Source organism: Pedobacter metabolipauper, from assembly GCF_004362715.1.
Classification (GTDB): Bacteria; Bacteroidota; Bacteroidia; order Sphingobacteriales; family Sphingobacteriaceae; genus Pedobacter; species Pedobacter metabolipauper.
On the sequence record NZ_SNYC01000005.1, the window covers coordinates 647,692 to 667,692 of the forward strand.

The following is a 20,001-nucleotide window of genomic DNA, read 5'->3' on the forward strand; positions in this document are numbered from 1 at the left end:
TTAAAAATGAATAAATTTCATGGAACAGGTGTAGCTTTGATTACACCATTTAAAGCAGATGGATCGGTAGATTTTGACGGATTGGAAAATCTGATCAATTATCTGATCGACGGAAAGGTAGATTACCTGGTATCATTAGGTACCACAGGAGAGGCATCAACACTCAATAAAGAAGAAAAGAAGAAGATCTGGAAGTTCACAGCTGAAATAAATAATGGCAGATTGCCACTCGTTGCCGGAATAGGCGGAAATGATACTGCAGCACTTGTTCAGGAAGTAAAGGATTTTGACACCAATGGATACGATGCCATTTTATCGGCCAGCCCATATTACAATAAACCAACACAGGAAGGCATATATCAGCATTATAAGGCAATAAGCGAAGCCAGTACCTTACCGGTTATACTTTACAATGTGCCCGGACGTACAGCCAGCAATATGAGTGCTGAAACGACCTGCAGACTGGCCGCTGATTTTGAAAACATCATCGGTATTAAAGAAGCCTCAGGCAATTTTGATCAGTTTAACCAAATCATGCGTGATAAGCCAAAGGAATTTTTATTAATTTCTGGCGATGATCCTGTGGCTATGCCTATGATCTCCATTGGCGCGGTAGGGGTAATTTCTGTGATCGGCAATGCATTACCGGCACAGCTATCAGCCATGATCAGACTTTGCCTTGAAGGAGATTATACAAAAGCTTTACCGCTGCATTTGAGCTTGATAGAATTTACACGGTTAATGTTTGCAGAAGGAAATCCGGCAGGCACTAAGGCCGCACTTAACTACTTAGAGGTTTGTGGTGAAGAGATCCGCCTTCCTTTAGTTAAGGTCTCTGAAAGTCTGAGAACAGCGATCATCAACGAAACAAAGAAGATCAGCAGCTAGAATCAGAAAATGTTCTGAATATAAAAATAGAGAGTGCCCTAAAAGCACTCTCTATTGGTTTAAAAACAAAAGCGGTTCTATCCTTTGTTTTTAGCTTCCTGGATCTCTAAACGAATCGTTTGAGCTAAGTTTTTAAGATCCTGCATACCCTTACGTACACGTGTTCCAGCAGCGCTGTTTGCTTTGTTGTAAAACTTGTCAGCATCTGCTTCCAGAGAAGCAAGAAGTTCTTTTACTTCATTAAATTTTTTCATGGTCAATTTACTCCTAAAGGTTAATGTTTTGATTTATACTCTATTACTAAAGTAAGTGGATTATTTTAATAAAAAAATTTTTATAAGAATAAATAAATTCTTAAAAGCGTCTTTTTTTCCACATTCAAGGCTATTATAAACAAAAAAACATATTTTTAATCAGCTATTGATCTGATATATAGATAATTGTAAAATTAATTCTAAACTAAAAAACCCTCCTATATTTAATAGAAGGGTTTTCTTATAATAAGAATTATTAAGCTACAGAGAACTGGTTCTCCTTATAATAGCCCGTTTTAAGCTTTTCAGAGACCTCACTAAATGCATCCAGCGTACGCTGAACATCTTCAATGGTATGCATAGCAGTAGGTATTAATCTCAATTCGATCAATCCTTTTGGTATTACCGGGTAAACAACAATGGAACAAAAGATACCGTAGTTCTCACGAAGGTCCATGGTTAAAGCAGTAGCTTCAAGCAATTCTCCTTTTAAAAACACAGGCGTAACCATGGTATTGGTAATGCCAAGATCAAATCCGCGTGCTCTTAATCCGGTCTGAAGCGCAGTAGCAATGGTCCATAGCTTCTCTCTTAACTCCGGATTATTTTTCAATAGCTCCAGCCTCTTAAGCAACCCGATAACCATAGGCATAGGCAATGCTTTTGCAAAGGTTTGAGAACGCATATTATAACGGAAAAAATTAGTGATCTCTTCTGTCGATGCCACAAATGCACCAATACCAGCCATAGACTTAGCGAAGGTACCAAAATAGATATCTACACCATCTATACAATTCTGTTCTTCATGAGTACCCGCACCTGTTGGTCCCATGGTACCAAATCCATGCGCATCATCAATCAGCAAACGGAAATTAAAGTCCTTCTTTAAATCAACGAGTTCTTTTAATTTTCCCTGCGCACCAGACATACCAAAAACACCTTCAGTGATTAGTAATATACCGCCGCCGCTTTGCTCAACCAGTTTGGTTGCACGTTCTAATTGTTTACGCGCACTGTCAATATCATTGTGCTGGTACACAAAACGCTTACCCATGTGTAAACGCAACCCATCAATGATACAAGCATGAGATTCTCCATCATAAACAATTACATCATTTCTATCTACCAGGCTATCGATAATAGAAACCATGCCCTGGTATCCATAATTTAATAGAAATGCATCAGGCTTACCTACAAATTCAGCAAGTTCCTGCTCCAGCTGCTCATGATACTTAGAATTTCCAGACATCATACGGGCACCCATCGGATAAGCCATTCCAAAATCTGCCGCTCCCTTTTCATCTGCTTTTCTTACTTCCGGATGGTTTGCTAATCCTAAATAGTTATTTAAGCTCCACACTAAATGCTCCTTACCGCGAAAATTCATGTGAGGTGCAATATCACCTTCTAGTTTAGGAAAGGAGAAGTATCCATGTGACCATTTGTGGTGTTGCCCAAGCGGGCCCATATGCTTTGCTATCTTTTCAAAAATATCCAATGTTCTATGTGTTAAAGTTTATGCTACAAATTTAAGGTTAAAATGCATGATTATCAATAATCTTGAAGTATTGATAGGTTAAATGCATTTGGTGTATTTGCTAAAAAAGCCTCAACAATGGATGTTAAGGCTTTTAAGTAGCTATTAAATTGAATTAATCAACGTTATCGTGTAAAAAAGAATTATTAGGCCTGATTTCAGTTGAACCATCTTCATCATTACTTAATGTAAATCTGGACACTTGTGATTCTGACGAATGCTGCACTTGCTGCAATTGCATTTGTTTGCGTTTATAAGCAGGCTCATTTTCCAGTTCCTGTAAACCATTGCTTGTTCTAAGCTTCATACTCAGGTCTTTTAACCTTAAAATACGTTCTTTAGATTTTTTAAGCTGGTCCTCAATAGAATCATCATTTTTATCATCGTCTGCTCCAGGTTCCGAAACTTCTTCTTCATGCTGAGGCAGTACATCATTATTAAAAACAGATACAGGGGTTTCAAATACAAAATCTGTTTCAGCAAGCTTTATTTCGAACTCAAAACCTGACTCCTGAGGAGCTGATTCCTGAACAGGGGTTTCTTCTTCAACCAGGGTATGCTTGATGATCGTATTTTCCGGTTCCTCAGCGTATCTATTTTTATTGGCGTTAAACAGATCACCAAAAAGATCAGATTGTTTGATCTCTTCTTTGGCTTTCATTACAGGTTCAGTAGCATGAGACTCTACTTTAGGCTCAATAAATGAATTAACAGGCTCTACAGGTCTTATTAAAGGTGCCTCTTCAGGAGTTAGCAAAGAAATCTTCTTCACATTCTTTTTATCCTCTTCACGCTGTTCTTTAGTTTGGAAACCAGTAGCAATGATCGTAACCGATAGCTTATCTCCTAAATTCTCATCAATACAATTTCCCCAGATCAGGTCTGCCGATAGACCAGCCTTTTCCTGAATATAATCGGTAATGATCGTAACCTCATCCATGGTTACTTCACGTAAACCAGAACTGATGTTCAATAGAATATATCTGGCACCTTCAATCTCGTTGTCTTTTAACAGTGGAGATGCCAGTGCACCTTCAACTGCATTTAATGCACGGTTCTCACCATCACAGGCAAAACTACCCATGATCGATACACCACTGTCTTTCATCACAGTGCGCACATCTTTAAAATCGACGTTTATATATCCCGGTACAGTTATAATCTCAGCTATTCCTTTTGCGGCCGTTGTCAAAATATCATCTGCCTGTGCAAAAGCTGACCCTAATGTGAGGTTACCAAAGATCTCACGCAGCCTGTCGTTAGAGATAACAAGGTATGAATCGACATATTTTTTCAATTCATCCAAGCCGTCATTTGCCTGCATCTTACGTCTTTTACCTTCAAAGGCAAACGGGGTAGTAATAATGGCAACGGTTAATATATCTAATTCTTTTGCTGCTTTTGCGATGATCGGACTTGCTCCTGTTCCGGTTCCACCACCCATACCTGCTGTAATGAACAACATCTTGGTGGTACTGCCTAACATTTGCTTAATGTCATCAATATTCTCAATGGCAGAGTTTTTTCCTACCTCCGGAATTGAGCCTGCACCCATCCCTTCAGTTAAACTTGCACCTAGCTGCACTTTATTTGGGATCGGGCTAAATTCAAGCGCCTGGGCATCTGTATTACAAATAATAAAGTCTACCCCGGTAATTCCCTGACGGTACATATGGTTTACCGCATTACCACCACCGCCACCAACACCAATTACCTTGATGATTGATGACTTATCTTTTAACATTTCGAACTTCATATCTTTATGAATCAGTTATTTAAAAATTCGTTTTACCTGTTCATCTCTCTATGTAATATTAACACTTTTTTAACAGGCGTTTTCCACAAGTGTTAAGAATGTGGAAAAATCGTGTTTTGTGGAAAAATACTACGGTTTAATATAATCTTCATCACTAACATTCATATCGTCTTTGATAAAATCTTTGGTTTTTGCCAATAATTTATCAAATAATCCGCCTCCCGAACGTTTTACTTTCTCTTTATCTTTAGGGCGCTCTACAAAAACCCCAGGTTGTTTCATCTCTTCAATCAACTCTTCTGCTTTCTGAATACCCTTGATCAAAAGACCAACACTCGTAGCATACATTGGACTTTTAAGATCATCATAAACCGTTTTCTGCATATCTTCATACTTAGATAAATGTTCATTTGGATATCCAACCCTGCAATCTAAACCGGTAACGTATTCTACCAATTGCGAAAGGTGCTTTAATAACGCCCCGCCACCAGTAATCACCACACCGCCAATCAGTTTCTTTTCATATCCTGATGATTTAATTTCATAATATACATGTTCAATGATCTCTTCCATCCGCGCCTGAATTACGTAAGCAAGGTTTTTTACAGAGATCTCTTTAGGCTCTCTTCCCCTTAATCCCGGCACACAAATGATCTCGTTCTCTTTATTCTCTTCCGCCAATGCAGATCCAAAACGCGTTTTAAGCAATTCTGCCTGATTTCTCATCACAGAACATCCTTCCCTGATGTCTTCCGTTACACTATTTCCACCAAAAGGGATTACCGCAGTATGGCGGATAATACCTTCATGGAAAATTGCAATATCCGTTGTACCACCACCAATATCAACCAGGGCTATACCAGCTTCTTTTTCTTCGTCGCTCAACACCGATTCTGAAGAAGCCAGCGGCTCTAAAATTAGTTCCTGAGTTTGTAACCCGGCATTGGTTACACACCTCATAATATTTTTAACGGCAGTTACCTGACCAGATATGATGTGGAAGTTCGCTTCTAAACGTACACCTGCCATACCAATCGGATCTTTGATACCCGGCTCGTTGTCAATTGTAAACTCTTGCGGCAATACATGGATAATTTCTTCTCCAGGCGGCATTACCAGTTTAAACATATCATCAATCAGTTTATCTATATCCTTCTTCCCAATCTCGTTATTCAACTCTCTTCTGGTTAAGATACCTCTATGCTGCAAACTCTTGATGTGCTGACCAGCGATACCTACGTTAACAACGCGGATCTCCACATTAGATTGCCCGCTTGCAAGTTCAACAGCCTGCGATATTCCCTGAACCGTTTTTTGAATGTTTGATACTACACCACGGGTTACTCCTGCCGATTCCGCCTTACCTATCCCGAGTACTTCTATCTTTCCATGCTGTGTTCTCCGGCCAACGATCACACAGATCTTAGTGGTACCAATATCCAATCCTACTACTATTGGAGATTGAATGGTTGATGTTTCTTTGCCCATAACTATATTGATTTGTTGAGTTTATATTATTTGTTTTTCTTGGTATCTGTTTTACTTTTTTCTTTTACTTTTTTGGTCTCATTGACTGAAACCTTTGCCAGCTGAGCTGGCTGAGCAGGTTTTTCTGGTTTCTTCTCCGCAACCTTATCCTTCTTCTCCGCAACTTTCTCTTTCTTCACGATCTCTTTTTTCTCTGCAACTTTCTCCCCGGTATTCTGATTGATGTCTTTCTTTATTTCCTGTACAATTTGTTGTTGAACAAGATCTGGCTGCCCGGCACCATTACCCATCGTATCTGGTGGTGTAGTTATCTTCTCCTGCCGTACCGCCAATGAATCAATTTTTTCGCAGACAATCTGGTTGGTATATTTAATGTTGATGGTTCTGTATGTATCCCAACCTACTTTAGGCATGGCTTGTTTGTAAAAGGCCAATAAATTTCTCATCTTAACTTCAAGCGAATCCGCAGACCCTAAAATGATGTGCTGGTTGCCCACCCTGGGCACCAGTTCAATGTCGTTTTTATCATTTACAAAAAGCTGTTCAATCTGCGCATCCCACAACGAATCTCTTTTAATAAATAAAGCGGTCTTATACAGATCAACAGCCATCTTAGTAATTAATGTATCCACCTTACCGCTAAAATATTCAAGGATCTTTCCATTGGCAACCAATACATTCGCTGTGAAATTAGGTGATACCGGCATTTTCAAACCATCACGGTCAATGTAATAATCCTGATCACTTGAATTGATCACCCTCAAAATCGGCTGACGCTGACTAATCTCAATATGGATCACCCCATCCATATCTGCGAAGACCTTTGCCTGGGCAATGTATGGGTTGGATTTAATACTTTTCTCAATATTTTCCAGGTTGATCTCCTGTAGTTTCTTACCAATCAGTATTCCCTGACTTTGCTTTAATATGGCATCAATCTCTTCACGCTCTATAAAATTATCTGCACCAGGAATCAGGATCTTAATATTTGTGCAGCTTACTGTTTGTTTTTTAATGCTCACAAAACTCATCAGCACAACCACTCCGCTCAGACAAACAATCCAGGCAAATCCCTTAAATAACAATTTCCAATTGATCTTCTTAAGCATGATCAAATACGTTTTTAAGTGGTTGTATCAATGTATCTATGTCCCCGGCACCTACCGTTAACAGCAATTCCGGATTTTTATCCGCAATGTATGCGATGACCTGATCTTTTGTACAGATCTTTTTATCGCTTGCCGTAATCTTATCCAGCAAAAATTGAGAATTAATTCCTGGTAAAGGTAATTCTCTGGCCGGGTAGATCTCCAGCAGCAGCAAATCATCGGCTGTACTCAAAACCCTTGCAAACTCATCTGCAAAATCCCGGGTACGCGTAAATAAATGAGGCTGAAAAATTACAGTCATTTTTTTATCCGGATACAACTGCCTCACCGCATTAAAGCATGCGTTTAATTCTTCCGGATGATGCGCATAATCATCAATGTATATATGTTCAGGAGCATTTACAACATATTCAAATCTTCTTTTTACACCTTTAAAACTAGCAACCGCCTGCTTTACTTTTTCTGCATCAATACCTATTTTCAGCGCGACAGCCATTGCAGCTACTGTATTTTCAACATTATGAATCCCCGGAAGCATCAGACTTACCGCATCAATGCTGGTATCACCATCCGTGTAATCAAACACAAAGTTTGAGTTTTCAATACGTATATTTTCTGCACGTACCTGAGAATGAGAACCTGCACTGTAACTAATGCCCGATGTAATTGGTAATCCTTCCTTAATAAACAAAGTACCCTCTGGTTTTAACTGACCGGCAAACAAGCGGAAGGATTCATGAAGCTGCTCCGCATCTCCATAAATATCCAGGTGATCTGCATCCATAGAGGTAATCACAGAAACATCCGGATGAAGTGTTAAAAACGACCTGTCATATTCATCTGCTTCAACCACCACCACATTGTTATCACCAATTAAAAAGTTACTGTTGTAATTCGTTGCAATACCACCCAAAAAAGCAGTACAGCCAAATCCAGTATCTGTTAAAATATGCGCAACGATAGATGATGTTGTAGTTTTACCATGTGTACCAGCAACCGCTATACAAAACTGTCCCTTGCTAATGATCCCTAAAACCTCAGAACGCTTCTTTAACGTAAACTGATGGTCTTTAAAATAATTCAATAGTTCTGAATCCTTAGGAATCGCTGGCGTATATACAATCAGCAATTCTTCTGTATCCTTGTGGAATTGAACTGGCAAAGCAGATAACTCATCGGAATAGTTGATTAGAATCCCCTCCTGCTCCAGAGCAATCGTCAGGTTGGTCCTTGTTTTATCATAGCCGCAAACCAAACATCCTCTTTTAGCAAAATAACGGGCAATCGCACTCATACCGATCCCACCAATGCCAACAAAATAAACGCCTTTTATCGTATTCAGTTCCATCAGTCCGATTTCCTCCCTTCTGCTAAGCTCATCACTTCAATAGCGATGATATCATCGGCATCCGGCAACGCCATCTTACCAATGTTTTCCGAAAACAGTTTAATCCGTTCCTTATCTTTCAATAAATCAATCGCTTCACTAACCAGTGTATCCTCCGCAGAGCGATCCGTAATTAATAAAGCAGCATTGCTTTTTACCAATGCCATCGCATTCTTAGTTTGGTGATCTTCCGCTACATTTGGAGAAGGCACCAGGATCACGGGCTTTTTAATCAGGCACAATTCAGCAATGGTACCTGCCCCTGCTCTTGAAATGATCACGTCAGCTGCAGCATAAGCCATATCCATTTTATTCAGAAATTCTAAAATGCGTACGTTAGGATGAAAATCCAACCCCAAACGTTCAATAATCCCTTTATAATAAAACTTACCGGTTTGCCACACCACCTGTATATCTTCTTTCAGTAATTCAGGTAAATGCTTTTCAATACTTTTATTTAATGTACCCGCACCTAAGCTGCCACCGGTAACCAAAATCGTTTTCTTTAGCGGATCAAGCTGCAGCATTTCAGCGCCTTCATGGTGTTTATTGAAAATATTAACCACATCTTTCCGAACCGGATTTCCGGTTTTCAAGATCTTTTGAGCCGGAAAGAACTGGTCCATATCATCAAAAGCAACACAAATCTTAGCCGCATTCCTACCCAGCCATTTATTGGTGATACCGGCATATGAATTTTGTTCCTGAATTAAATAAGGAATATTTTTAACAGATGCCGCAAAAAGTACAGGTCCCGATGCATAACCACCAACACCCACCACCACATCTGGCTTAAATGAGCTGATCAGCTGCATCGCTTTACGTACGCTTCCCAATACTTTAAATGGTAAACCCAGATTCTTAGCAATAGAGCCCCTTTGAAAACCACTAATCGTTAGGCCAACTATTTTGTACCCGGCGGCAGGAACCTTTTCCATTTCCATTCTGCCGGTAGCACCAACAAATAATATCTCACATCCAGGCTCCATGCGCCTCAATGCATTGGCAATTGATATGGCCGGGAATATATGCCCGCCAGTACCGCCACCTGAAATAATTATCCTTGTTGGTCTCATCATCTTTATATTATGCCATTGCAGGAATTTCTCCTACAATTACTTTTTTATCATTTCTTTTTTCTTCAACATCCTTGCTCACACTCAGGATGATCCCAAATGCGATACTTGTAAACAAAATGGATGTTCCACCCATACTTACCAGAGGTAAAGGAACTCCCGTTACCGGACCTAAGCCTACTGCAACAGCCATATTTGCAAAAGCCTGAATGGTTAAGCTAAAACTTAAGCCAGCCGCCAGCAAGGCTCCAAAAGCTTTAGGACTCTGTGTTACAATACGGATGCACCGGTATAACAAAACCAAGTATAACACCACCATTGTTAGTGCACCTATTGAGCCGTACTCTTCCACTATAATTGCAAAAATAAAATCTGAATACGGGTGCGGCAGAAAATTACGCTGCGTACTGTTTCCAGGGCCTTTTCCAAATACACCGCCAGTAGCCAGTGCTATCTTGGACTGATCTGATTGATAAGACTTATCAGAATCTACCAGTTCAGGATGCAAAAATGTCTTAATCCTTGAGCGATATGTTTCACCCCTTGGACCAATTAATAGAACAGCGGCAAGCAATGCACCACCGGCAATACTAACAATTGCAATCTGTTTAATACTGATCCGTCCAATGATCAGCAATAAGATACTCACCCCAAACAGCATCATGGCGGTAGACATGTTTGCAATCGCAATCAATACCGTTACCGCACATACCGAACTGATGATCGGGATGAATGAGCTTTTTACGTCCTTAATATTCTCCTGCTTCTTGGTTAGCATCCTGGCTAAAAATGTGATCAAGGCCAGTTTGGCCAAATCGGATGTTTGGAATGTCAAACCAATTACCGGAATTTTTACCCATCGTGAGGCATCGTTAATGTGCGACCCAAATATAAGGGTGTAAAATAACAATGGCACCGTAATGATCATCAGGATTTTAGATATACCGGCGTAATATTTATAATCCAGCAAATGGGCAAAATAGATCATTGCAATGCCGAGCATCACAAAGATCACATGCTTATACAATAAGTAGCGTTCAACGGCAATCCCTTTATTATACGCAATAGTACCGGTAGCACTATATACTGTAATTATAGAGATCATCGACAACAAAATAATGATCAGCCAGATCCAGCGGTCACCTTTTGTTTTATCCAGAATAGTACTTATACCAATCATAGTTATAGTTCTTTTACAGCAGCCTTAAACTGGTTGCCCCTGTCTTCATAATTCTTGAACAGATCAAAACTTGCACAAGCCGGAGAAAGCAATACCGTATCTCCCTTTTTTGCCAGGTGATAAGCCACCTGCACGGCTTCATGTGCAGAAAATGTATTTACAATGATCTCTACATCGTCTTCAAAAGCCTCATGGATACGTTTATTGTCTTTACCTAAACATACAATAGCTTTCACTTTTTTGTGCACCATCTCTTTAAGCATATTGTAATCATTACCTTTATCAACACCACCCATAATCAGGATCACTTCTGAGCTTACACTTTCCAGTGCATACCAGGTAGAGTTTACATTGGTAGCTTTAGAATCATTGATGTAATCAACACCCGAAATTTTAGCAACATGCTCAAGCCTGTGTTCAATATTCTTAAAGTCACCCATACTTTCACGAATGGCAGAATTTCTGATATCTAGTACTTTTGCTACTATGCCCGAGGCCATAGAGTTGTAAATATTATGCTTACCCTGAAGGGCTAACTCTGTAATGGACATGGTTAATTGATCGTTTAGGTTTATATTTATTTGTATGTTATCGCTTTCCAGAAAGGCACCGTTCTCAATTTTCTTACGAATAGAAAAAGGGTACATTTTTGATTTGACCTTTGTATGCTTTAAGATCTTTAAGGTCTCTTTATCATCAGCACAATAGATAAAAGTATCTTCACTGGTCTGATTTTGTATAATGCGCATCTTCGATGCCGCATAATTTCCTAGTTTATAATCGTACCGGTCTAAATGATCCGGTGTTATATTTAATAAAACAGCTATATCTGCTTTAAAGTCGTGCATGTCATCCAACATAAAACTGGACAGTTCCAGCACGTACCATTCGTAATCAGATTCAGCAACCAAAGCGGCAAAGCTGTTACCTATATTTCCTGCCAGACCTACGTTTAACCCTGCATTTTTTAAAATGTGATAGGTCAGCATAGTCGTGGTCGTTTTACCATTAGAACCAGTAATGCAAACTGTTTTAGCATTGGTATACCGTTTTGCAAACTCTATTTCCGATACAATAGGAATACCTTTCCTGATGATTTCCTTAATGATCGGAACGGTATTGGGTATCCCTGGACTCTTAATCACTTCAGCAGCATCCAGTATCATGGCAGAGGTATGCTGTTTTTCTTCAAATGCAATATTCAACGCCACCAGCTTCTCTTTATACTGGCCTGCAATTGCACCAAAATCAGATACGAAAACATCAAAACCCTGCTTTTTAGCAAGCAAAGCTGCGCCAACACCGCTTTCTCCGGCCCCTAAAACAACTATTTTGCCGCTCGTGATCATCGCAGTTTTAAAGTGATTATGGTAATAATAGCAAGCAGTATCCCAATGATCCAGAACCGGGTAACGATCTTGGCTTCATGATATCCCTTTTTTTGATAATGGTGATGCAATGGCGACATTAAGAAAACCCTTCTGCCTTCGCCAAAACGTCTTTTTGTATATTTAAAGTAACTAACCTGAATAATTACAGACAAACTTTCAATCAGGAATATACCGCACAGTATAGGGATCAGCAGTTCCTTACGGATCATAATTGCAAATGCGGCAATGATGCCTCCAATCGCTAAACTTCCGGTATCCCCCATAAATACCTGGGCAGGGTAAGAATTATACCATAAGAATCCGACACATGCCCCCACAAATGCGCCGGCAAAGATCATCAGCTCACCAGAATTGGGGATATACATGATATTGAGATAATCCGCAAAAACGGTATTACCAGACACATAGGCCAGTAAACCCAGCGTAATTCCAATAATGGCAGAGGTACCCGTGGCGAGTCCATCTATTCCATCAGTTAAATTTGCACCGTTAGACACCGCAGTAACAATCGTAACTACGAAAAACAGGAATACAAAAACTGCATATTTCTCATATCCTTCACCTAAGAACTTCAATACTTTGGCGTAATCAAATTCATTATTTTTATAAAAAGGAACATTGGTCAGCGTTGACTTTACATCTTGTGTATATATCCCCTTCGGTCTCAAAACCATCGGTGCATCTGATTTAGAAATACCAGAATCATCTACCGTCTGCCGAACCACAATATTCGGGTTAAAATACATGGTCCAGCCAATGATCAGTGCCAGGCCAACCTGACCAACAATTTTAAATCTTCCTGCTAATCCCTCTTTATTCTTTTTAAAAACCTTAATATAATCGTCAACAAAGCCAATGGCTCCCATCCAGACCGTGGTAATGATCATCAAGATCACATAGATATTAGAAAGATTGGCAAACAAGAGCGTAGGTACTAAAATACCGAGCAAAATCATGATACCACCCATAGTAGGCGTACCTTGTTTTTGCATCTGTCCCTCTAACCCTAAATTCCTTACCGGTTCACCAACCTGCATTTTCTGCAGATAATTAATGATCCTTCTTCCATAAACGGTAGTAATGATCAGTGAAATAATGATCGCAAGAGAAGTACGGAAGGTGATATATTGAAACAGCCTTAACCCTGGAAAGTCATAGTTCTGATTTAAATATTCAAATAAATAATATAACATTAGCTGAGTAAGTTTAGTTGTTCCGTTAATACTTCTTTATCATCAAAATGGTGTCTAACCCCATTTATCTCCTGGTATTTCTCATGTCCTTTTCCTGCAAGCAAAATGATATCACCTGGCTTAGCGAGATGGCAGGCCGTTTTAATTGCCTCCTTACGATCCAGTATACTAATGGTCTTGCGTTTATTTGTTGGCGAAACCCCTTTTTCCATATCTTCAATAATGGCCTGAGGGTTTTCTGTTCTGGGGTTATCTGAGGTTAAGATCACTTTATCACTCCAATCGCACGCAACCTGCGCCATAATTGGCCGCTTGGTCTTATCCCTGTCGCCGCCGCATCCAATAATGGTGATCACTTGCTCGGTACCCTTTCTAATGTTCTGAATGGTACTTAATACATTCTGAACAGCATCCGGGGTGTGTGCATAATCCACAATTCCGATTATATTCTGATTAGAGGTAACATATTCAAATCTGCCTTCGGCACCAGTAAGCGTACTTAACGCAGTAAGCACCGCAAGACGGTCCTGCTCAAGCAAAAGAGCCGTTCCATAAGCAGCTAACAAATTGTAAGCATTAAATGAGCCTACCAGTTTAAAGAACACATCTGTACCATCCACATCCAGGTTTAATCCACTAAAACTATTTTCAATGATCCTGGCCTTAAAATCGGCAAGCTGTTTAAGCGCATAGCTCTTTTTAGAAGCCCTGGTATTTTGAAGCATCACCATTCCATTCTTATCATCTGCATTTGTTAAGGCAAAGGCCGATTTCGGAAGACGGTCAAAAAAGCTTTTTTTGGCCTTAATGTAATGGTCAAAAGTTCCATGAAAATCAAGGTGATCATGGGTAATATTAGAAAAGACACCGCCAGCAAAAATTAGTCCTTCTATTCTGTGCTGTACAACCGCATGAGAGCTTACTTCCATAAAGCAGTAGCTGCAGCCGGCATTAACCATATCATTCAACAAGCCATTTAAAGCCAAAGGATTAGGTGTAGTATGTGTTGCCGGAATAATATCATCATTGATGTGGTTTTGAACGGTAGATATTAAACCTACTTTATAGCCCAGTTCCCTGAACAGCTTAAACAGCAGTGTAGCAATAGTCGTTTTTCCGTTCGTACCGGTAATACCAATCAACTGTAATTTAGAAGAAGGGTTGTGGTAAAAATTAGCTGCCATAATTCCGAGGGCTACAGCACTGTTTTCTACCTGGATATAGGTTATCTCAGTCTCCAGAGTTCCAGGCATCTGCTCACAAATAATTACAGAAGCACCTGCACTTATTGTTGATGCAATATAATCATGCCCGTCAGATAAGGTTCCTTTAATGGCAAAAAATACATCACCCTGAGCCACCTTACGTGAATCAAAAACCAACGCGTTAACATCCAGATTGGTTGTTCCAACCAATTTAGTTATTGCTGCACCATATAGTATTTCCTGCAACTGCATCTTAACGTAATTCTATTTGAACTAATAATCCTCTGCCTATTTTACTTCCGGCCGGAATGGACTGGCCAATCACTTTTCCGCTTCCCCTTACCCTTGTTTTTAAACCAACATTACCTGTCAGGAACAAGGCATCTTTCAACCCCATTCCTTTTATATTCGGCATTACTCCTTTTACCGCATTGTAGTCCTGATATACAACCCCATTGCTGGTATCTACAGAATTAAAATAACTGGATTTAGATGCATAAAGGGCTTTAATACCAAATGCACTGTAAACCTTTTTAGTGGCTTTACTTTGTCCCGCTTTTGCTTCAGGATTATTGGTATTTCCTACCAGATGCTCGGGCATGCTATTATACATCTGAATATCCCGTGCATAGATGCGGTCTGCAATTTCCCGGAATGGGGGACCGGCAACCAGGGCTGCGTAGTAAGCTCCTTTAGGCTCATTGATCACTACAATCAGGGAATATTTAGGATTATCTGCGGGAAAATATCCACAGAAAGAGCTTTGATATTGTTTTTTTGCATAACCTTTATTGCCATCAGCAACCTGAGCTGTACCCGTTTTACCAGCAATCTGATAAAATTTTGAAGCCAGGCTTTTGCCGGTACCTTCTGTAAATACACCTTTAAGCATAGCCTGTACTTTACCAAGAGTGGCATCAGAACACATCTTCTCATTAATTACCCTGGCATGAAATTGCTCAATCGGATTCCCCAGCTTTCTAATCTCTTTAACAAAGATTGGGGCAACGTATTTACCATTGTTGGCTACCGCATTATAAAACGACAACATTTTTAAAGGTGTTAACTGCATCTCATAACCATAGGCCATTTGAGGCAGGGTTAATCGTTTATTCCAGCTTTTATTCTTAGGATTTTTCACTACAGGCTGCGCTTCACCAGGGATCTGCAATTTCAATTTTTCATTGAGGTGCCAGTCGTACAAATGATCCGTAAATTTAGACTGGTCATCCTTATAATGTTCATTAACCATTTGGGCAATCGCCGCATTTGATGATTCTTCAAAAGCTTTTTTAACTGTAACGACCCCAATACTTCCATGCGAGTCTTTAATCAACTTACCGGGAACCTGGTAATTGCCAGTTCCGATCATAGAATTTGTATCTACCTTATTATCTTCCAGCAATGCCATATAAGAGGCCAGCTTAAAGGTTGATCCGGGATCCTGATTTCCGGCAATGGCGTAATTAAAGGTTTCTTTATATTTTCCTTCGGCCACCCTGGTATAGTTCGCCATCGCCCTGATCTCCCCGGTTTTTACTTCCATTAAGATCACAGTACCGTGGTGCGCATCACTCGCAATCAATTGCTTTTCTAAAGCACTTTGTGCCAGATCCTGCATATTGATATCGATCGTAGAAATAATATCCGCACCTTCTTTAGGTGCAACTTCAGCCTCATCATTAATTGGCATCCATACCCCGCCAGCAATACGCTGAACCAGTCTCCTTCCGCTTTCTCCATTAATATATTCTCCAAATGCACCCTCCAGCCCAACACCATTACTCACATTTTCATTTTTATAGCCAATGGTCCTTGCCGCTAAATCTTCAAATGGACGAATTCTTTTATTTTGCTGTACGGCAATCAATCCGCCAGTATACTTACCCACATTATACAACGGGAACGTCCGGATTACTTTTAAATCCTGGTAACCCACTTTACGCTTAATCAATAAATAACGGGAACTATCCTGCCTGCCAGATCTCAGATAACGGGAATATTCCTTAGGCGTTTTATCTTTAAAATACCGCGCTAAACACATCGCCAGCGAATCAACCTTACCATCAAATAATTTATCATTACTGATTCCTCCCGCATAGGTATCCATACGCAGTTCATATTCAGGAATAGAGGTGGCCAGTAAGCTTCCGTCAACAGAATAGATATTTCCGCGGGCAGCTTCAACGGTGATATACTTTGTAGAGAGACTATCGGCCATGGCACGCCATTTATGTCCCTCCACAAACTGTACATCGCATAGTCTGATCAGTACTGCCACGGCAAACAGCAAGATCAGTCCGAAAGACAGGTAAACCCTTAATAATATGTTAGCTCTAATGTTCATTACTGCTTACTATAATTTTTCTAGGTGGTTCCGTTAATTCTTTTATTCCAAGGGTATCTACTTTTTTAGCTACCTCCGTCAGTTTGCTTTTAAACATTAAATCCGCTTTCAGCGATTTATATTCCCAGCTTAGTTCTTTTACTTCTTTACTTAACTTATCTATATTCCTGATGTTCTTAACAGCCATGTGGCTATTGGCAATATAAAGCATACATAAAACGGCCAGAAAAATCAGGAACGGCAGCATTTCAGTAGCTGCTTCTTTGCTGATCACCCCTTCAGTAAACAATTTCTTAATTACCAGATTATCAGGCTCAGGGGTTTTCTTCTTAACCTTAATCTCGATTTCATCAGGTAATGAATCTTCGTCTTCTATATCTTCTCTGAACCGGTTATTCATAACTTCTCCCCAATTCTAAGTTTCGCACTTCTGGATCTGCTGTTCCGCTCCAGCTCATCGGCATCAGCCATTACAGCCTTCCTGGTTATTACCTTAAAAGGCTTTTGCTCGTTGCCGTAAAAATCTTTTTCAACCTCACCCCTAAACTTACCTTTGGCCAGAAAACTTTTAACCGGCCTGTCTTCCAAAGAGTGGTAGGACATTACCACCAGCCGTCCACCGTTTTTAAGCACTTCAGCAGTTTGGGTCAGAAAACTTTCCAGTACATCTATCTCTGCATTTACTTCAATCCGCAAAGCCTGAAACACCTGAGCCATATATTTATTCTCTTTTCCCTTAGGAATATGAACAGCTACGGCCTTTTTAAAATCAGCCAGAGTCTCAATAGGCTGTTCAACACGACCGGTCACAACTGCCTTAGCGAGCGACTTCGCATTCTTAACCTCACCATAGATCCCAAAGATCTTGTGAAGCTTATCTTCTGTATAGGTATTTAAAACTTCAGCAGCAGTCAACTTCCCCTGCTTATCCATCCGCATATCTAATGCAGATTCAAAACGGGTAGAAAAGCCACGCTCAGGCTCATTAAACTGATGGGAAGAAACACCCAGATCAGCCAAGATCCCGTCAACTTCTTTATAGCCCAGTAAACGGAGGTTATTTTTTAAGAAAGCAAAATTCTGATCTACAAAATGGAAGCGTGGGTCGTCTATTTTATTTCTCTGGGCATCAGGGTCCTGATCAAAAGCAATCAAAACACCAGCTGCACCCAAATGCTTAAGGATTTCCCTGGAATGTCCGCCACCACCAAAGGTAACATCAACATACACTCCATTTGGCTTGATAGCCAATCCATCGATACATTCTTTTAACAATACAGGAACGTGGTAATTATTTTCCATCTTCAGCCCTCTTCTTTCCGCCCATAACCTCTTCTGCAAGAATTGCAAAATCTTCCGGCTCTTTATCAAATAAAGCTTCGTATGCTTTTTTAGACCACACTTCTATTTTATCAAACTGGCAGGCAAGAATAAGTTCAGCATTGATCTCTATCCCTGCAGATTCCAGTAAAGATTTTGGTAAATTGACCCTGCCGGTAGCATCAAGCGTTAACTCTGTTGCTCCGCGGGTAAAGTATCTAATAAATTCTCTTGTTTTTTGTTCGTATGGATTCAGCTTACTCAATTCCTCCACGATCCCTTCCCATACTTTTTTAGGGTAGATGACCAGGTGTTTTTCAAAACCACGGTTAATCACCAAGCCCTCTTGCTCAACATTAGGCAATTGCTTTTTTAGACTCGAAGGAACCATTAAGCGTCCTTTCGCATCTAATTTACAATCAAACTCTCCTAACAACTGAACCATATTATATATGCGCTTTTTATGTAGTGTAAAAATAGATACTTCTACCACTTTTTACCACATCCTACCACAAAAAGTTTTCCACATATTAATTATCTACCACTTTTGCCCATTTTTATATAAAAAAGGCACATTTACTGGTGGTAAAAAAAACAGGCGCCCTACTAAAAGCAGGGCGCCTGTCCTAAAAATCAATCAGTTATACTAGCCATTAATTGCCTTAACACCAGGCAATTCTTTACCTTCCATATATTCAAGCAATGCACCACCACCGGTAGAAACGTAACTTACTTCGTCTTCAAGACCAAATTTAGCAATCGCAGCAGCTGAATCGCCACCACCGATTAAAGAGAAAGCACCATTTTCACGGGTTGCCGCAACAACAGCGTCAGCAATTGCACGTGTACCCTGCTCAAAATTAGCCATTTCAAAAACACCCATCGGACCATTCCACAGCAAGGTTTTAGAATTTTTGATGATGTCAGAAAACAAGGCTATTGATTTAGGACCGATATCAAGACCCATCCAGTCAGCCGGAACCTGTCCGCTATCTACCGTTCCTTTACTCGCTTCATTGTCAAACTTGTCTGCAATAACAGTATCCAGCGGCAATACCAGGTTAACCCCTTTAGCTTTTGCTTTTTCAACCAATTCCAGGCAAAGTTCCATCCGGTCTGCTTCCAATAAAGAAGTACCGATCTCACCACCCTGTGCCTTGGCAAAAGTATAAGCCATACCACCACCGATAATTAAATTATCGACCTTATCCAGCAGGCTTTCAATCAGTAAGATCTTATCAGAAACTTTTGCACCGCCCATAATTGCAGTAAAAGGTTTATCAGCACCGTGATTTACTTTCTCTGCATTTTTCAATTCTTCAGCCATTAAATAACCGAAGTACTTATCATTCGGGAAAAACTCAGCAACGATCGCGGTAGAGGCATGCGCACGGTGGGCAGTACCAAATGCATCGTTTACATAAACATTACCCAATTTAGCCAATTTTCCGGCAAAGTCTTTATCTCCTTTTTCTTCTTCTTTGTAAAAACGAAGGTTCTCTAAAAGGAGAACTTCTCCAGGAAAAAGATTTTCTGCTTTGTCTGTTGCTTCTTCGCCAATACAATCGTTTGCAAATTTCACTTCCAGATCAAGCATTCTTGAAAGATCACCCAGGATGTGTTTCAAAGAATATTTATCCTCCGGTCCGCCTTTCGGGCGACCCAAATGAGACATTAAGATCACAGAACCACCATCGTTCAATATTTTTGTGATCGTAGGCAATGCAGCACGCATTCTTTTATCATCTGTAATGTTATAATCCTTATCCAGAGGGACATTAAAATCAACCCGGATTAAAGCTTTTTTATCTTTGAAATTGCATTGGTCTATAGTTCTCATTCTTTATTTATTGATTTACGGATGTATATA

17 protein-coding genes are annotated in these 20,001 nt (G+C 40.0%); 1 reads left to right on the plus strand and 16 read right to left on the minus strand.

Translation table 11 applies throughout. The features are described from left to right. Positions 1–6 precede the first annotated feature (6 nt). Positions 7–888 (plus strand): 4-hydroxy-tetrahydrodipicolinate synthase, encoded by an 882-nt coding sequence (gene dapA, locus ATK78_RS15205; protein ID WP_133576965.1) that lies wholly within the window; start codon positions 7–9, stop codon positions 886–888. A 77-nt stretch (positions 889–965) separates the two neighbouring features. Here the strand turns inward: dapA and ATK78_RS15210 are convergent, their stop codons facing one another. The 16 genes from ATK78_RS15210 to ATK78_RS15285 all read right to left on the minus strand — a co-directional run bounded on the left by ATK78_RS15210 (position 966) and on the right by ATK78_RS15285 (position 19,971). Then, positions 966–1,142, minus strand: a complete 177-nt coding sequence (locus tag ATK78_RS15210; RefSeq protein ID WP_133576966.1) for a histone H1 — start codon at positions 1,140–1,142, stop codon at positions 966–968. A 256-nt stretch (positions 1,143–1,398) separates the two neighbouring features. After that, a complete protein-coding gene (locus tag ATK78_RS15215) occupies positions 1,399–2,640 on the minus strand; it encodes an aminotransferase class I/II-fold pyridoxal phosphate-dependent enzyme (protein WP_133576967.1) in 1,242 nt (413 codons plus the stop codon). Between the two features lie 154 nt (positions 2,641–2,794). Continuing rightward, positions 2,795–4,435: a cell division protein FtsZ gene (ftsZ, locus tag ATK78_RS15220; RefSeq protein WP_133576968.1), complete on the minus strand. Its 1,641-nt coding sequence runs from the start codon at positions 4,433–4,435 to the stop codon at positions 2,795–2,797. Positions 4,436–4,564: 129 nt separating this feature from the next. After that, complete coding sequence (ftsA, locus tag ATK78_RS15225) at positions 4,565–5,923, minus strand: cell division protein FtsA (RefSeq protein ID WP_133576969.1); 1,359 nt, start codon at positions 5,921–5,923, stop codon at positions 4,565–4,567. 26 nt (positions 5,924–5,949) lie between these two features. Continuing rightward, complete coding sequence (locus ATK78_RS15230; protein ID WP_243732545.1) at positions 5,950–7,032, minus strand: cell division protein FtsQ/DivIB; 1,083 nt, start codon at positions 7,030–7,032, stop codon at positions 5,950–5,952. Then, positions 7,025–8,380: a UDP-N-acetylmuramate--L-alanine ligase gene (murC, locus tag ATK78_RS15235; protein ID WP_133576970.1), complete on the minus strand. Its 1,356-nt coding sequence runs from the start codon at positions 8,378–8,380 to the stop codon at positions 7,025–7,027. Before murC ends, ATK78_RS15230 begins: the two co-directional genes overlap by 8 nt. Beyond that, positions 8,380–9,495, minus strand: a complete 1,116-nt coding sequence (gene murG / locus ATK78_RS15240; protein ID WP_133577286.1) for an undecaprenyldiphospho-muramoylpentapeptide beta-N-acetylglucosaminyltransferase — start codon at positions 9,493–9,495, stop codon at positions 8,380–8,382. The genes murC and murG overlap by 1 nt, the downstream gene beginning before the upstream one ends. 10 nt (positions 9,496–9,505) lie before the next feature. Then, a complete protein-coding gene (locus ATK78_RS15245; protein WP_133576971.1) occupies positions 9,506–10,675 on the minus strand; it encodes an FtsW/RodA/SpoVE family cell cycle protein in 1,170 nt (389 codons plus the stop codon). A 2-nt stretch (positions 10,676–10,677) separates the two neighbouring features. Beyond that, positions 10,678–12,024, minus strand: a complete 1,347-nt coding sequence (gene murD / locus ATK78_RS15250; protein WP_133576972.1) for a UDP-N-acetylmuramoyl-L-alanine--D-glutamate ligase — start codon at positions 12,022–12,024, stop codon at positions 10,678–10,680. Next, positions 12,021–13,259, minus strand: a complete 1,239-nt coding sequence (gene mraY / locus ATK78_RS15255; protein WP_133576973.1) for a phospho-N-acetylmuramoyl-pentapeptide-transferase — start codon at positions 13,257–13,259, stop codon at positions 12,021–12,023. Before mraY ends, murD begins: the two co-directional genes overlap by 4 nt. Continuing rightward, positions 13,259–14,716 (minus strand): UDP-N-acetylmuramoyl-L-alanyl-D-glutamate--2,6-diaminopimelate ligase, encoded by a 1,458-nt coding sequence (locus ATK78_RS15260; protein WP_133576974.1) that lies wholly within the window; start codon positions 14,714–14,716, stop codon positions 13,259–13,261. Before ATK78_RS15260 ends, mraY begins: the two co-directional genes overlap by 1 nt. Before the next feature lies 1 nt (position 14,717). Further along, a complete protein-coding gene (locus ATK78_RS15265) occupies positions 14,718–16,811 on the minus strand; it encodes a penicillin-binding protein (protein ID WP_133576975.1) in 2,094 nt (697 codons plus the stop codon). Then, positions 16,801–17,211, minus strand: coding sequence for an FtsL-like putative cell division protein (locus ATK78_RS15270; protein WP_133576976.1), 411 nt, complete (start codon positions 17,209–17,211; stop codon positions 16,801–16,803). The genes ATK78_RS15265 and ATK78_RS15270 overlap by 11 nt, the downstream gene beginning before the upstream one ends. Then, positions 17,208–18,113 (minus strand): 16S rRNA (cytosine(1402)-N(4))-methyltransferase RsmH, encoded by a 906-nt coding sequence (gene rsmH / locus ATK78_RS15275; RefSeq protein ID WP_133576977.1) that lies wholly within the window; start codon positions 18,111–18,113, stop codon positions 17,208–17,210. Before rsmH ends, ATK78_RS15270 begins: the two co-directional genes overlap by 4 nt. Next, the gene (mraZ, locus tag ATK78_RS15280; RefSeq protein WP_133576978.1) at positions 18,103–18,576 is read right to left on the minus strand and encodes a division/cell wall cluster transcriptional repressor MraZ; all 474 of its coding nucleotides are present in this window, start codon (positions 18,574–18,576) and stop codon (positions 18,103–18,105) included. The genes rsmH and mraZ overlap by 11 nt, the downstream gene beginning before the upstream one ends. Positions 18,577–18,777: 201 nt before the next feature. Continuing rightward, on the minus strand, positions 18,778–19,971 hold the full coding sequence (locus ATK78_RS15285; protein WP_133576979.1) for a phosphoglycerate kinase: 1,194 nt from the start codon (positions 19,969–19,971) through the stop codon (positions 18,778–18,780). Positions 19,972–20,001: the final 30 nt, after the last annotated feature.